The 13,521-nt window shown below is 51.7% G+C and carries 12 protein-coding genes and 1 pseudogene; 8 read left to right on the top strand and 5 right to left on the bottom strand.

Annotated elements, in window-relative coordinates:
- Positions 1-185: 185 nt before the first annotated feature.
- Positions 186-1,406 (bottom strand): PQQ-dependent sugar dehydrogenase, encoded by a 1,221-nt coding sequence (locus DUE52_RS11760; protein ID WP_114406205.1) that lies wholly within the window; start codon positions 1,404-1,406, stop codon positions 186-188.
- 175 nt (positions 1,407-1,581) lie between these two features.
- Positions 1,582-1,677: pseudogene (locus tag DUE52_RS32780) on the bottom strand (AraC family transcriptional regulator); the annotation flags it as partial.
- A 241-nt stretch (positions 1,678-1,918) separates the two neighbouring features.
- Here DUE52_RS32780 and DUE52_RS11770 point away from each other — a divergent pair.
- From DUE52_RS11770 to DUE52_RS11785, 4 genes are all read left to right on the top strand, one after another.
- Entirely contained in the window at positions 1,919-2,401 is a 483-nt protein-coding gene (locus tag DUE52_RS11770) for a nuclear transport factor 2 family protein (RefSeq protein ID WP_114406268.1), read from the top strand.
- A 161-nt stretch (positions 2,402-2,562) separates the two neighbouring features.
- Positions 2,563-3,549, top strand: coding sequence for an aldo/keto reductase (locus tag DUE52_RS11775; protein WP_114406206.1), 987 nt, complete (start codon positions 2,563-2,565; stop codon positions 3,547-3,549).
- A 132-nt stretch (positions 3,550-3,681) separates the two neighbouring features.
- On the top strand, positions 3,682-4,137 hold the full coding sequence (locus DUE52_RS11780; protein ID WP_114406207.1) for a (2Fe-2S)-binding protein: 456 nt from the start codon (positions 3,682-3,684) through the stop codon (positions 4,135-4,137).
- A 36-nt stretch (positions 4,138-4,173) separates the two neighbouring features.
- Complete coding sequence (locus DUE52_RS11785; RefSeq protein WP_114406208.1) at positions 4,174-6,426, top strand: xanthine dehydrogenase family protein molybdopterin-binding subunit; 2,253 nt, start codon at positions 4,174-4,176, stop codon at positions 6,424-6,426.
- Positions 6,427-6,439: 13 nt separating this feature from the next.
- Here DUE52_RS11785 and DUE52_RS11790 read toward each other — a convergent pair whose 3' ends face one another.
- Positions 6,440-7,342, bottom strand: a complete 903-nt coding sequence (locus DUE52_RS11790) for a helix-turn-helix domain-containing protein (RefSeq protein WP_114406209.1) — start codon at positions 7,340-7,342, stop codon at positions 6,440-6,442.
- 129 nt (positions 7,343-7,471) lie between these two features.
- On the opposite strand from DUE52_RS11790, the gene DUE52_RS11795 reads away from it, so the two are divergent.
- The 4 genes from DUE52_RS11795 to DUE52_RS11810 all read left to right on the top strand — a co-directional run bounded on the left by DUE52_RS11795 (position 7,472) and on the right by DUE52_RS11810 (position 11,695).
- Positions 7,472-7,918: a putative quinol monooxygenase gene (locus DUE52_RS11795; protein ID WP_114406210.1), complete on the top strand. Its 447-nt coding sequence runs from the start codon at positions 7,472-7,474 to the stop codon at positions 7,916-7,918.
- Positions 7,919-8,110: 192 nt separating this feature from the next.
- Complete coding sequence (gene mnmA / locus DUE52_RS11800; RefSeq protein ID WP_114406211.1) at positions 8,111-9,292, top strand: tRNA 2-thiouridine(34) synthase MnmA; 1,182 nt, start codon at positions 8,111-8,113, stop codon at positions 9,290-9,292.
- A gap of 128 nt (positions 9,293-9,420) precedes the next feature.
- The gene (locus DUE52_RS11805) at positions 9,421-10,014 is read left to right on the top strand and encodes a hypothetical protein (RefSeq protein WP_133299825.1); all 594 of its coding nucleotides are present in this window, start codon (positions 9,421-9,423) and stop codon (positions 10,012-10,014) included.
- A 58-nt stretch (positions 10,015-10,072) separates the two neighbouring features.
- Complete coding sequence (locus DUE52_RS11810) at positions 10,073-11,695, top strand: S8 family serine peptidase (protein ID WP_114406213.1); 1,623 nt, start codon at positions 10,073-10,075, stop codon at positions 11,693-11,695.
- Positions 11,696-11,709: 14 nt separating this feature from the next.
- On the opposite strand, the gene DUE52_RS11815 is transcribed toward DUE52_RS11810, so the two are convergent.
- A complete protein-coding gene (locus tag DUE52_RS11815; RefSeq protein ID WP_114406214.1) occupies positions 11,710-12,912 on the bottom strand; it encodes an NAD(P)/FAD-dependent oxidoreductase in 1,203 nt (400 codons plus the stop codon).
- Positions 12,913-13,060: 148 nt separating this feature from the next.
- A complete protein-coding gene (locus DUE52_RS11820; protein WP_133299826.1) occupies positions 13,061-13,441 on the bottom strand; it encodes a hypothetical protein in 381 nt (126 codons plus the stop codon).
- Between the last annotated feature and the right edge of the window lie 80 nt (positions 13,442-13,521).

Below are 13,521 nucleotides of genomic sequence, written 5' to 3' on the forward strand. Positions count from 1 at the left end.
AATTTCGTATTACCACGGCCTAAGCCGGTGATCGCCAGAAATATAGGAAAATAATCACAAATCCCGTCTTCCCTGAAAAAACCGACTGGTATTCAAGCGGTTTTTTCAGGGAAGACGGGATTTGGCCAAACGATGCCCTCCGTTTTAAAGACAGGATGCTCGGATCAAAAACAGAACCTGGAAGCTTATTTTTTATCGATCCGGTACAGCCTTCCCTGGTCGGTAATCGCGTACAAAGCACCGTCCTGGCCCTGCGTCACATCCCGGAAACGCTGAGATTCACCCGAGAGCAGCCGTTCTTCGCCTACCACTTTGTTCTTTTCAATTTTTAGCCGCACGATGTGCATGCCACTCAGCGAACCCACAAAGAGGTTGTTCTTCCATTCCGGAATGCGATCACTGCTATAGAACGTCATCCCGCTCGGCGACACGGACGGGTCCCAGTAATACACCGGTTGTTGCAGGCCGTCTTTTTGCTGAATGGCCTCCCCGACTTGCTTTCCACTGTACTCAATGCCGTAGGTGATGGTTGGCCAGCCGTAGTTTTTGCCGGGCTCGATCCGGTTGATTTCATCCCCTCCTCTGGGGCCGAATTCAGCCTCCCACAGATCGCCCGTAACCGGGTGGAAAGCCAGTCCCTGCACGTTCCGGTGTCCGTAAGAATACAATTCGGGCCGGGCATCGGCTTGTTTTGCAAACGGATTACCGGCAGCGGGTTTGCCGTCTTTCGTGATGCGAATGACTTTTCCCAATCCCGAATTGACCGACTGGGCCTGGGGCCGGGTTACCAGATCCGACCGTTCGCCGGTGCTGATCACCAGGTTGCCGGCTTTATCGATCAGAATCCGGCCTCCGTAGTGCAGATTTCCTTTGTAAGCGGGTGTGGCGCGGTAAATAACCGTTGCCCCTTCTACCGTTTTTTCATCGGCCGACAATTTCCCCTTGCCAACCGCCGTCAGATTCCCTTCGTCCAAAGCTTCTGAAAACACCCAGTAGATCATGCGGTTGGTCGCAAAGGCGGGATCGACCCGAATGCCCAGCAAGCCACCCTGTCCTGCGGAATTTACCTTTGTCAGACCCGTGATCGGTTCGCTCAACTTTCCATCGGCGGTGGCGATGCGCAGCGTTCCTTTCTTTTCCGTGATGAGCAGCCGTCCATCGGGCAGGCTCGTAATGCCCCACGGGCTTTTGAGGTCTTCCGTTAAGACCTTGCCTTCGTAAGGGGTGGCGGATTTGATCCCGGCTACGCGGGTTTGTCCGGCAAAAGCCGATTTGTAGGCCGAATTGGGTTCTTTGGTTTCTACCGGCGCCTGGGCGGACGATGCGGTTTGAGCGGATGCACTTTGACCACCCGCTAAAAAAGCGAGTGAAGTACCCGTCAGGATCATGATAAATCGATTGCTCATGTTGGTTCAGCCTGATGGCTTCTTTCAGTTCTAATGTAATTTACTACAATATTAAACCTGGTAACGCTAAACACCTAATTTGGTTTCTTTCCGCTGAAATACTTCCTGCAGACTTGGGCTTACAGGCCTTTAAAATTCTCTTGGGTAATCATGGTGGCGTTTATGTAAACCGAAATTAATTGTAATGCATCCGGTATTCGTGGGGTGATTGCCCAACGCGCTGTTTAAACAAACGGTTGAAGTGCTGGGGATACTTGAAGCCTAATTCATGATTGGTTTAGTTACCTAAAATTACTGCATTCTTCACCCTTCACCAATCGATATCTCCTAATCAGGAATATTGGTAGACAAATCCGTAATCTGTATACCATCCGGTAGAAGAAATGCAGAGACCTTTGCAAAATCAACTGAAGCAAACGATGCAAGAGGTTCGATTAACGAATGGGTGACTTACCCGTTAAATCACGAAAACGATGAACGCAATTAACAATCCTAAACGGATGAAAACCGGCATGAAAGCATCAATTCTCGGACTGTTTTTCTGCGGCATTGGCCTCCTGTCGTCTTTCGCCCAAACCAGTCAAGCCACTTCTCCAACAACAAAGACCACAAAGGTCGAGCAGGAAATCATTGACCTCTCGAAACAAAAGTGGCAATGGATGGCCGACAAAAATGTGGACAAACTGGCTGTTCTCTTCCACGATGAGTCAAAATTTGTCCACATGAGTGGAACCTGGAAAAAGGACGAAGAGCTCGAAATCATTAAAACCGGTAGCATTTGGTATAAGCAAGCGGATGTACACGATGTGGCAGTAGAGTTGTTTGACGACACGGCTATTAGTTGGGGACGCATTACGCTGGTAGCCATGGTTCGGGGGAGTGAGGTAAAAACAGAGTTTACGGTTACTGAAGTCTATAAGAAACAAGCGAATGCCTGGAAACTGTTAGCCTTGACATTCAGTAGTGTACGGGATACGCACAGTATCAAGCACTAGATCATAGCTGCGAATGCTGACTGTTCAAGGCCCATCACCTAAACCGGGCTGTCAAGGAAACAACGCAGCCGATGAAGTTTCGAAATGGTTGAATTTCGTTGTTTATCGATCGATTCGGTAGTTTAACCCTGTAATTAACGCACAGAATGATGAGCACAAGCATGCAAAAACGCCAACTGGGAAACAATGGTCTTACTGTGTCAGCCCTCGGGCTGGGCTGTATGGGCATGAACTTTGGCTACGGCCCCGCCCGCGACAAGCAGGAGATGATTACGCTGATCCGGGCTGCTGTCGAACAGGGCGTCACATTCTTTGACACCGCCGAAGTCTATGGCCCCTTCACCAATGAAGAACTGGTTGGCGAAGCGCTGGAACCCTTTCGGGGCGAAGTCGTTATTGCTACCAAATTCGGTTTCAACATTGAGGATGGCAAAATGAATGGGGTCAATAGCCGCCCGGAGAACATCCGGCGGGTAGTCGAAGCCTCGTTGAAACGACTGCGACTGGAGGTGATTGACCTGCTTTACCAACACCGGGTTGACCCGAACGTCCCCATTGAAGACGTGGCGGGAATGGTAAAAGAACTGATTCAGGAAGGCAAAGTGACGCATTTCGGCCTCTCGGAAGCCGGGGCGCAGACGATCCGCCGGGCGCACGCCGTTCAGCCAGTCACCGCCCTGCAAAGTGAATATTCGCTCTGGACCCGTCAGCACGAAACCGAAATCATTCCGACCATCGAGGAATTGGGCATCGGTCTGGTGGCCTTCAGCCCGCTGGGAAAGGGATTTCTGGCCGGCAAAATTGATGAAAACACCAAATTTGCCGAAGGAGACATTCGGAATATACTGCCGAGATACACCGAAGAAGCCCGGATTGCCAACAAAGCCCTGCTGGATCTGCTGCATCAGTTTGCCGATCAACGCGGTGCCACACCCGCCCAGATCGCCCTAGCCTGGGTGCTGGCGCAAAAGCCCTGGATTGTGCCAATTCCCGGTACGACGAAACTGCACCGCCTGGCCGAGAACAACGGAGCCGCTGCGATTCAGCTCAGGGCGGAGGAACTGCAAAAGATGGAGGAAGCTTCCGCACAAATTGATGTGGTCGGAAACCGATACACCGAACAGATGGAGAAGTCGACGGGCTTGTGAGGTAACCGCAATAAATCAGTGAAAATGGTAGAAAAATCCGTAATTTGTATACTGTTCTATTCCAGCGTAAACGAGACCTTTGCAGGTAGTTTATCCCTGTTTAAACGCATCCACCCGTAAACCCTATTCACTGTGGCCACCTACAATCTAAAAATTAACGGAAAAATCAGGCAGGTGAACGTCGACCCAGCCACGCCCCTGCTTTGGGTACTACGCGATCACCTGGACTTACCCGGAACCAAATACGGCTGCGGTGTCGCCCAGTGCGGGGCCTGCACCGTGCATTTGGATGGAACGGCAGTTCGCTCCTGTCAACTGCCCGCTTCGGCGATTGGTAAACAGGCCGTCACCACGATTGAAGGCTTGTCGGCCAAAGGCGACCATCCCGTCCAGAAGGCGTGGCTGGAACACGACGTGGCCCAGTGCGGTTACTGTCAGGCCGGGCAAATGATGAGTGCGGCTTCGCTACTGAAAACCAACCCGAAACCCACCGACGAGGAGATCGATGCGTACATGAGCGGAAACATATGCCGCTGCGGCACTTACCTGCGCATCAAAGAAGCCATCAAATCAACGGCGAAGAAGTAATCCCGTTGCTCTCCACACGTAAACCAGACCTTGACCATGAACACGACCAAAACAACCCATAACCGGCGTTCTTTCTTAAAAACCTCCCTGCTTTCGGGTGGCGGCATGATGCTCAGTGTTAGCTGGTTATCCAGCTTCAAGTCTGCCGATAAACTACAGACCCTGAACCTGCCTGAGCAATCGGCCATGCTCAACGGTTATATCCAGATTACCGCCGACAACGTGGTCAAACTCCTGTGCCCCAATCCTGAATTTGGGCAGAATGTGATGACTTCGCTGCCCATGATCGTCGCCGAGGAGTTGGATGTGGATTGGAAAAACGTGGTCGTTGAAATGGGGCCGCACGACAACACGAAGTTAGGTGCCCAGTTTACGGGGGGCAGTAATTCGGTTCGCATGTACTGGAAACCGCTCCGGGAGGCCGGGGCAGCCGCCCGGCACCTATTGCGCCAGGCAGCCGCCCAGACTTGGAACGTGCCGGTGGAAGAGGTCACGACCAAAGCAGGTGTGTTGAGTCATGCGAACGGAAAATCGGCGAACTACGGCGAAATGGCCGGCAAAGCCGCCACCCTGGAGGTACCTAAGGGCCTGAAACTGAAAGCCCCGAAGGATTTTACGATCGTCAGAAAATCGAAGAAAAATGTTGAGGGCCAAAAAATAATAACCGGCAAACCGCTCTTCGGATTGGATTACCGGGTCGACGGAATGTTGATTGCCATGATTCAGCACCCGCCGGCCTTCGGCATGAAACTGAAATCGTTCGATGCGTTGCAAACCCTCAAAATGCCGGGCATCAAAGAAGTTTTCAGCCTGAAATTGTACGAAGACGGTTTCGAGCAGGGCGGTTTCGATACGCGGACGTTCAACGATTTGCTGGTCGTGGTGGGCAAGACCACCTGGGAGGTCATGAATGCCCGTAAAAAGTTACTTGCTCAATGGGAACCGGTCGGCGACACCAAAGATGTCATGGCTGGTCGGGGCGGGAAACGGGAGGTTGTGGTTCCGGGCGGGTTGGAAAGCACCAGCACCCAGCTTGAAAAAATGCAGGAACTTTCCCAAAAACCGGCACAGCAATTACGAAAAGACGGCGACCCCGAAACGGCTTTCCAGCATGCGGCTCAGGTGATCGAACGTACCTATAATGCGCCTTTTCTGGCTCATAACTGCATGGAGCCGATGAATTTCTTTGCCCATGTAACAGACGAAAAAGCGGTATTGGCAGGCCCTTTGCAGGCTCCCGGCTGGATCGAACCGACGCTCTCAAAAATCTTAAATCTGCCTGCCGACAAGATTGAAATCCAGATGACACGGATGGGTGGCGGCTTTGGTCGCCGGGCGTATGGCCATTACCTGACCGAAGCGGCCCTAATCTCTAGAAAAGCGAAAGCACCCGTTAAGCTCATCTACACCCGCGAAGATGACATGACTTACGGCATCTATCGCCCGATGTACACCGCGACGTATCGCGCGGCTTTGGATGCCAATAAAAACCTGATTGCGTTCCATGTGAAAGGGGGCGGCATTCCGGAACATGCGATCCATGCCAACCGGTTTCCGGCCGGGGCCGTGGAGAACTACCTGGCCGAAGGCTGGCAGATTCCGTCCAACATCACCATTGGAGCCTTCCGGGCTCCGCGCTCCAACTTCAACGCAGCCGCCGAACAATCGTTTCTGGATGAGGTGGCCGAGGCCATGGGCAAAGACCCCATCGAGTTTAGACTTGAGCTTTTAAAACGGGCCAAGGAAAATCCGGTTGGCAAAAACAACGAGTATGACCCCGACCGGTATGCGGGTGTGCTCACGCTGGTACGGGACAAGTCGGGCTGGAACAAGCCGGGAAATGAGAAGTACAACCGGGGCGTGGCCGCTTATTTCTGCCATAATTCCTACGCGGCCCATGTGGTCGACATCGTTACCCGGGATGGGCAGCCGTATGTCGAGCGTGTTTTCAGTGCGATGGACTGTGGCATCGTCATCAACCCCGATGCCGCCACGAACATGGTGCAGGGAGCGGTGGTCGACGGGATTGGCAATGCGTTTTACGGGGCCCTGACTCACAAAAACGGGGCCGCCGAGCAAAGCAATTTCCACAATTACCGCCTGATTCGCCATAACGAAGCGCCGAAATCAATTGACGTTCACTTTGTCGAAAATGACCTCGACCCGACCGGCCTGGGCGAACCGCCCTTCCCACCGGTGTTTGGTGCCGTGGCGAATGCGTTGTATAAAAACAAGGGGAAACGGTTTTACAACCAACCCTTTCAGAATGAGATGGATAAGCGAATGTAACACCACACCGCAATCAATTGTAATGGAGCATCCGGTATTCGTTGGGTGATTGACCAACCCGTTGTTTAAACAGGCGGTTGAAGTGCTGGGGATACTTGAAGCCTAATTCATAGGCGATTTGACTAATGGATTTGGCTGGATCAAAGACGCGTTCTTTGGCCACATCGATCACCTTCGACTGGATGTACTCCTGCGCGGTTTTGCCGGTTTCTTTTTTGATTAAGTCGCCAAAATAGTTGGCCGACAAATTTAATTCACTGGCACAATAGGCGACCGAAGGCAAGCCAATCGTCTGGGGTTTGTCGGACTGATAATACGCGTTCAACAGATTCTCAAACCGTTCGAAAACGCCTTTGAGCGCATGATCCCTTGTAATGAACTGGCGCTCGTAAAACCGGACACAGTAGTTCAGAAACAGCTCAATATTGGATACAATCAACCGCTTGCTGTGTTTGTCGATGGCATGTTCCAGTTCGTAGTCGATTTTGGAAAAGCAATCCAGGACAATTTCCCGTTCCCGTTTCGATAAATGCAGGGCTTCGTAGGATTGGTAGCCAAAGAAGGTATACTCCTGAATGTGCCGTCCCAGGGCGGTGCCGTGGATGAGATCGGGGTGAAAGACGAGCGCATAGCCTTTGGGTTGATAGGTTTCGCCATTGCTGTTCACCCCGGCGACTTGTCCCGGTGCCAGAAAAACCAGCGTTCCCTCCTGATAGTCATACGTATGCCGACCATACACCAGATCACCGCATTTGACATCTTTCAGGAAGATGGTGTAGAAGCCAAAAAACATCCGGGAGCCTTGCCGGGGGTCGGACTTGGACAAGTCCACCACGCTTACCAGCGGATGGCGGGTTTCATTGTTATTGAAGACATTATACTCATTAATGGTCTCAAACCGGCGCAGCGTGTCCATATCACGATTGGTTTAGTTACCTAAAATTACTGCATTCTTCACCCTTCACCAATTGGCCTGCTCCAATCAGGAATATTGGTAGATAAAACCGTAATCTGTATACTAGACCTGAATTTACCTGAAAATACCATGAACAAGGAAAAAACCGGTTTAAGAGCCGAAGCATCAAAGGCCGTCATCTCTTTTTTAGCAATTGTGTACCTTTTGGTTAGCTACCAAACTGCTTTAGCGCAGCAGCCAGAGAGGATGGTACGGATTTCGGAAATTGAAATAGATCCTGCTTTTCTGGAAGCGTATAAAACCATCCTGGCCGAAGAATCGGCAGCATCGGTGAAATTGGAGCCGGGAGTCATTGCCATCTTTCCGATGTACCAAAAAGAAAATCCCACATCGGTACGGATTTTGGAAATGTATGCCAGCAAAACCGCTTACGAGCAGCATTTGAAAACATCACACTTCCTGAAGTACAAAACCACGACCCTTAAAATGGTAAAATCATTGAAGTTAGTGGATATGGGCTTGATCGATGTGGACTCAATGCCCCTGCTGTTTAGAAAAGTAAAGGAAGATAAATGATGAAGATTCATTAACCGTTGGGAACACGATACGACAGCTTCGTAGGACGTGATTACCGCAAAAGTGGTCAGAACCGGATAAGGCCGTCTCCAACGAATGGAATGGATTTCAATAAAACCGTGTTAAGCTGTATCTTTGCAACCAACCAATAAAATCAGTTATCGCAAGGCTTTGAACCTTGTCTGATACGTCATGAGCAAACACGGACGCATTTTGGTCGCCATGAGTGGCGGCATCGACTCCTCCCTGGCAGCGGTTCTGCTGCACGAAGAAGGCTACGAAGTCATCGGCATGACCATGAAAACATGGGATTATGCCTCATCGGGTGGCAGTAAAAAAGAAACTGGCTGTTGCAGCCTTGATTCCATCAACGACGCCCGAAACATCGCCGTTAACCTCGGATTTCCGCATTACATCCTCGACATCCGGGCCGAATTCGGTGATTCCGTCATCGACCACTTTACGGGTGAATACCTGGAAGGCCGGACGCCCAATCCGTGTGTTCTCTGCAATACCCACATCAAATGGGATGCGTTGCTGCGCCGAGCCGACCGCCTTGATTGTGAGTCCATTGCCACCGGCCATTATGCCAACATCCGGCAAATCAACGACGACAGTTCCGCCAACGGACGGTTTGTCATTTCCCGGGGCATCGACACCCTGAAAGACCAGTCCTACGTGCTGTGGGGCGTTTCGCAGGATAGCCTGAGCCGGACCAAATTACCATTGGGACACCTCCGGAAATCCGAAATCTACGCGATGGCGACCGAACGCGGTTTTACGGAACTGGTCACCAAGTCCGAATCCTACGAAATCTGTTTTGTGCCTGATAACGATTACCGGGGCTTTCTGAAACGGCGCGTTCCGGGACTCGAACAGGAAGTGGCCGGCGGCAATTTCATTCTCGAAGATTCATCCACCGGCACCCGCAAAGTGGTGGGCAAACACGAAGGCTATCCGTTTTATACCATCGGCCAACGGAAAGGACTGGGCATTGCCTTCGGCTACCCGGTTTTTGTTACCGACATTCGGAAAGATACCAACGAAGTCATTCTTGGAATCGACAAGGATTTGTACCGCGACGGCATGATGGTCAGCCGGTTGAATCTCCAAAAATATACCTCGATCGAAAAACCGCTCGAAACCGTTACGAAAGTGCGCTACAAAGACCCCGGCACCCCGGCGGTTATTTCGCAGGACGGCGACAAGATCAAGGTACTGTTCGAACAGGGCGTTTCGGCCATTGCACCGGGTCAGGCTGCGGTTTTTTACGAAGGCGACGACGTAATCGGCGGGGGCTGGATTATGAAAAGTTTCCGCCAGTCCGACGCCAATCAGGAAACGGCGGAGGTGGCATTCCCTTTGTTTACCTAAGAACCCTTTTACCGTTCTGAATCAGCCAGTTGCCCCATCACCTTTCCTTTTCCAACAAAATGGAGCCAGTCTGGTTAATCAGGAGAAATGCGTAAAATTCAATGGAGCGTGGATGAGGCAAAAAAAACGTGCAACTTTGTACGTCAAACCAAACACGGTCAATAGTCGAAAAGCTATCGACGTGCTCCATCCATTCCATGCTGTACCTGATTTGGACTTTACTGAATATTGCGTTAGGCGTTTATTTCATTATCCTGTGTTTTCATGCCGCCCGCTTGCTAAAAGAAAGAGTTGGCCTGTACGCTGCCGTTATTTTCACGTTTGGGTTCTTATCCTTTGCCGGAAATTCAGGCAAAAAAAGTGATAGTTTCAGTGAAAATCCGGATGTAAAAAAGTGGAATTACGTTTCAAGAGATAGCATTGTGCCAGGCGATTTAAAATTTGCACACGCCCAAATCGATAAAACCTGGATTTCCGAAATTGATTTGACCGTTTTGTGTGGGACTAAAAAGTCGTCAAACCAAACCGTACCTGTTGAAGCCACTTCGGTCTGGTCGGGTTTTGTTTCGGGTTACGACTGGAAACCAACATCAATTTCGGTTCGTGCAACAACAGGCCAGAAATACGCGTATACGGTTATAGGGATTTTACAGTGGAAATTGCTGGGAATCTCCCTGTATTCGCAGCACAAAACGTACGAGGGCTTAATTGAATTAAAGTAAGTGGCAGCTTATCCTTCCCGAAAAAAGGCGGGATGTAAATTATATCCTGAATCGACGTATGAAAAAAACCGTACTTCTCCTGCTTATTCTGGTCACCAGCGGCTTGTCGGCGCAGGCCCAAACCCGCAAATACCTGATCCTGCTGAAGGATAAAGTCAACACACCCTATTCGATCAGCCGACCGGAGCAATTTCTGTCCCAGCGGGCCATTCAGCGAAGAACTAAACAAGGCATTTCGGTGCAGGAAAAAGACCTGCCCGTCAATCCGGCTTACGTCTCCGCCCTTCAGCAAACCGGGGCCAGAGTCTGGTTCAGTTCGCGCTGGGCCAATGCCGTGCTGGTCGAAACGACCGAAGCTAACCTGGCCACGATTCGGGCACTGGCCTTTGTTCAGGGCGTCGAAAGAAACCGTTCCATCGGCAATGCCCGGATTGGCTATGCCCAGTTAACGTCCAATCCCCAAAAAAACAAACTCGAACAGGCTGATCCGAGCGTCTACGGTATTTCGAGCGAGCAGTTGATCCAGATTGGCGTTGATAAAATGCACGCGCAGGGCTACCACGGCGAAGGCATGTTGGTCGCCATTCTCGATGCCGGTTTTCGGAATGCGAATCAGGTTCCATTTCTGAGTCCGCTTTTTCGGGAAAACCGCATCATTGGCACCTATGATTTTGTCCAAAAAGAAACCAGCGTTTACGAAGATGATAAACATGGTATGGAAGTATTGTCGATCATGGCCGGGTATCAGGCCAACCAGTTGATTGGCCCGGCCTATCAGGCATCCTACCTCCTGCTCCGAACTGAGGATGCCGCCAGCGAAACGCCGGTTGAGGAAGCGAACTGGCTGTTCGGTGCCGAGTATGCCGACAGTACCGGGGCCGATGTCATCAACTCCTCCCTGGGTTACACCACCTTCGACGATCCAACGCAAAATTATACCTACAATGATTTGAACGGACAAACGACACTCGTCAGCCGGGCCGCCCGCTGGGCCGCCGAAACCGGTATATTGGTGGTTAATTCGGCCGGCAACGAGGGCAATGACACCTGGCGTTATATCGGCGCCCCCGCCGATGTGCCAACGGTTCTGGCCATTGGCTCCGTCGACCGGAATGGCGTCAAATCACCGTTCAGTTCGTTTGGCCCCTCCGCCGATGGTCGCGTCAAACCGGATTTGGTTGCCCTGGGATCCGGCACGGTTTTGGGTTCGCCCGGTGGCACCGTAGCCACGGGAAGCGGAACGTCCTACTCCGCACCCCTCGTGGCGGCTTTGGCAACCGGTTTCTGGCAGGCCAATCCACGGTTGACCGCCCAACAGGTGATTGCCTGCCTGCGCCAGTCGGGCAACCAGTTTACCCAACCCAACAATGAATTAGGGTACGGTATTCCCAATTTTGAACGGGCATCGGTTATTGCTGCCAACGACTACTCCCTGCTGATTTACCCCAATCCGTTCACCAACGCCGACCGGCTTACGGTGCAGTGGAATGAAATCCCGCTGAACCAGACTATCGAAGCGATGGTGACCAATTCGGCGGGTCAGGTGGTCTGGCAGCAAAAGTATTCGTCAGACCGGATGGCGAACTTTTCCTTGCAGTCGCTGAGCCTATCCCCCGGACTGTATTTCCTGACCCTTTCGAGCGAAAGTGCCAAACGAACCGTGAAGTTGATGAAATACTGACGCTCGCGGAACAATTAACGGCCAAACCGGTACCATTGTAGTTCGTCGGCTTTTTTGCCCTGCAACACATCCCGAATCAATTCAGCCGCCGTTACGCTGAACGTGATGCCGTTGCCGCCAAAACCGAGCGCAAAATAACTGTGCGGAAAAGCAGGATGTTCGCCAATGTAGGGCAACCCATCTTTGGTTTCACCGAAGGTCCCCGCCCATGCCAGATCCGGAATAAACGGCAGATCCGGGTACAATTGCCGCACTTTTTCGGTCAGCATTTCGCGTTTCCTGTCGATCAGTTTATCGCGCAGCAACGCGTTTTTGAACGGTTCGTCTCCCCCACCGACCAACACCCGGTTGTCGTCGGTAGTCCGCAAATAGAGGTAGGGACTTTGCGTGTCCCACAGCAAAACCGACCGCAGTTCCGGGGGCAGTTCAGGCAGGGGTTCGCTCACGACGGCAAAGGTACTTTTCAATTTGACCACCTTTTCCGGCAGCATTTCCTGCGCTTCATAACCGGTACAATACACTACTTTCCGGGTTTCAATCAGTGCCAGATCGGTGGTCAACACCCGAACGCCGTTGGGTTCATAGTCCGTAGCCTTGATTTCAACGTGGTCAAAAACCCGTAAGCCTTTGGCGACGGAAGCCCGCAGCAGATCGTGGGCGAAGTGATAGGCGTCGATCTCGGCCGCATCCGACGAACAAATGGCCGCAACGGCCGCCAGTCCAAAGCGTTTGCGCAAGCTGGCCCGGTTGAGCCACTCGACCTTAAAACCGTGTTTCCGGCGGGATTCATATTCTTTCCGCAGAAATTCTTCGTCGTCCGGGATGGCCGCGAGGTAGATACTTTTCTTCGGTTTGAAACCGGAACGGCTTTTGAGTTTCTTCACCAGTTGGTCAATTTTACCGATTGCATCCCGACACGATTCGTAGGCGCGGAGAGCCCCCTCCTCGCCGATCATCGGAATCAATTTGTGCAAAGCGGTGTCAATTTCGTATTGTAGCATGGCCGTGCTGGCCGATGTGCTGCCGGTTGCCACATCCCGTTTGTCGATCACGACGGTATCGAAACCCGCCTGAACGAGAGAATGGGCCATGAGCGAACCCGTGATGCCGCCCCCCACAATGAGTACATCGCAGGAAATGGGTTGGCGTAAAGATGGATAGGTGTGTAATAAGCCGTTTTTCAACAGCCAGAAAGGTTCCTGAGAGTGAACGTCCATAAATGGTAGAAATGAGAGAAAAGACAAGAGAAATGAGACAACATCTATATTGATTTCTCTCGTCACAAAGCATAACCGCTTGAGCAGGCTCAGGGTTTAAAGAAAAAGCCACCCCGTTTCGGAGGTGGCCTGGATCGGAAGGTTCATCTTAATTTCCAACGCTTTCGTCGGCTTCAGCCCGGTTGGCAACTTCCGGTTTGTTGGCCGGTGGTGGGCTGACCATCAAATTCTGCTGCTTATAATTTCGGTTGGCCATCGAAGGTTTCGCCGGAATGGCAATAGCCGGGTCTCCGATGCCGCCCCGGCGTTGCTGCTCGCGGTAACTGGCGATGTTCTGCGGCTGGCGTTTCCGAATCCGGAAGGTGATCCCCGACTCGGGTTCCCACTCGCGGGCGGCTTTCGCTTTATTCGGATGCTTGTAATTTGCCGTCGAATACGTGTGGTCTCGCTTCACTTTATCCTGCGAAGTTGCCGGGATAGCCAAAGCTATCGCCAGCAGACCCAGACAGGTCATTCGTATCGTCTTCATAGGAGCTGTGGTTTTGTTGTACCGGGAAAACAATAAAGTTGTTTTCGTTGCCAATATAACACCACAAACAATAACTATAC

The organism is Larkinella punicea (assembly GCF_003334855.1).
In the GTDB taxonomy this organism is placed as follows: domain Bacteria; phylum Bacteroidota; class Bacteroidia; order Cytophagales; family Spirosomataceae; genus Larkinella; species Larkinella punicea.

What these genes read in the sequence shown, in the direction of transcription:
- DUE52_RS11760 (WP_114406205.1), bottom strand. Translation starts at nt 1,406, where the DNA reads ATGAGCAATCGATTTATCATGATCCTGACGGGTACTTCACTCGCTTTT.
- DUE52_RS11770 (WP_114406268.1), top strand. Translation starts at nt 1,919, where the DNA reads ATGAAAGCATCAATTCTCGGACTGTTTTTCTGCGGCATTGGCCTCCTG.
- DUE52_RS11775 (WP_114406206.1), top strand. Translation starts at nt 2,563, where the DNA reads ATGCAAAAACGCCAACTGGGAAACAATGGTCTTACTGTGTCAGCCCTC.
- DUE52_RS11785 (WP_114406208.1), top strand. Translation starts at nt 4,174, where the DNA reads ATGAACACGACCAAAACAACCCATAACCGGCGTTCTTTCTTAAAAACC.
- DUE52_RS11790 (WP_114406209.1), bottom strand. Translation starts at nt 7,342, where the DNA reads ATGGACACGCTGCGCCGGTTTGAGACCATTAATGAGTATAATGTCTTC.
- DUE52_RS11795 (WP_114406210.1), top strand. Translation starts at nt 7,472, where the DNA reads ATGAACAAGGAAAAAACCGGTTTAAGAGCCGAAGCATCAAAGGCCGTC.
- mnmA (WP_114406211.1), top strand. Translation starts at nt 8,111, where the DNA reads ATGAGCAAACACGGACGCATTTTGGTCGCCATGAGTGGCGGCATCGAC.
- DUE52_RS11810 (WP_114406213.1), top strand. Translation starts at nt 10,073, where the DNA reads ATGAAAAAAACCGTACTTCTCCTGCTTATTCTGGTCACCAGCGGCTTG.
- DUE52_RS11815 (WP_114406214.1), bottom strand. Translation starts at nt 12,912, where the DNA reads ATGGACGTTCACTCTCAGGAACCTTTCTGGCTGTTGAAAAACGGCTTA.
- DUE52_RS11820 (WP_133299826.1), bottom strand. Translation starts at nt 13,441, where the DNA reads ATGAAGACGATACGAATGACCTGTCTGGGTCTGCTGGCGATAGCTTTG.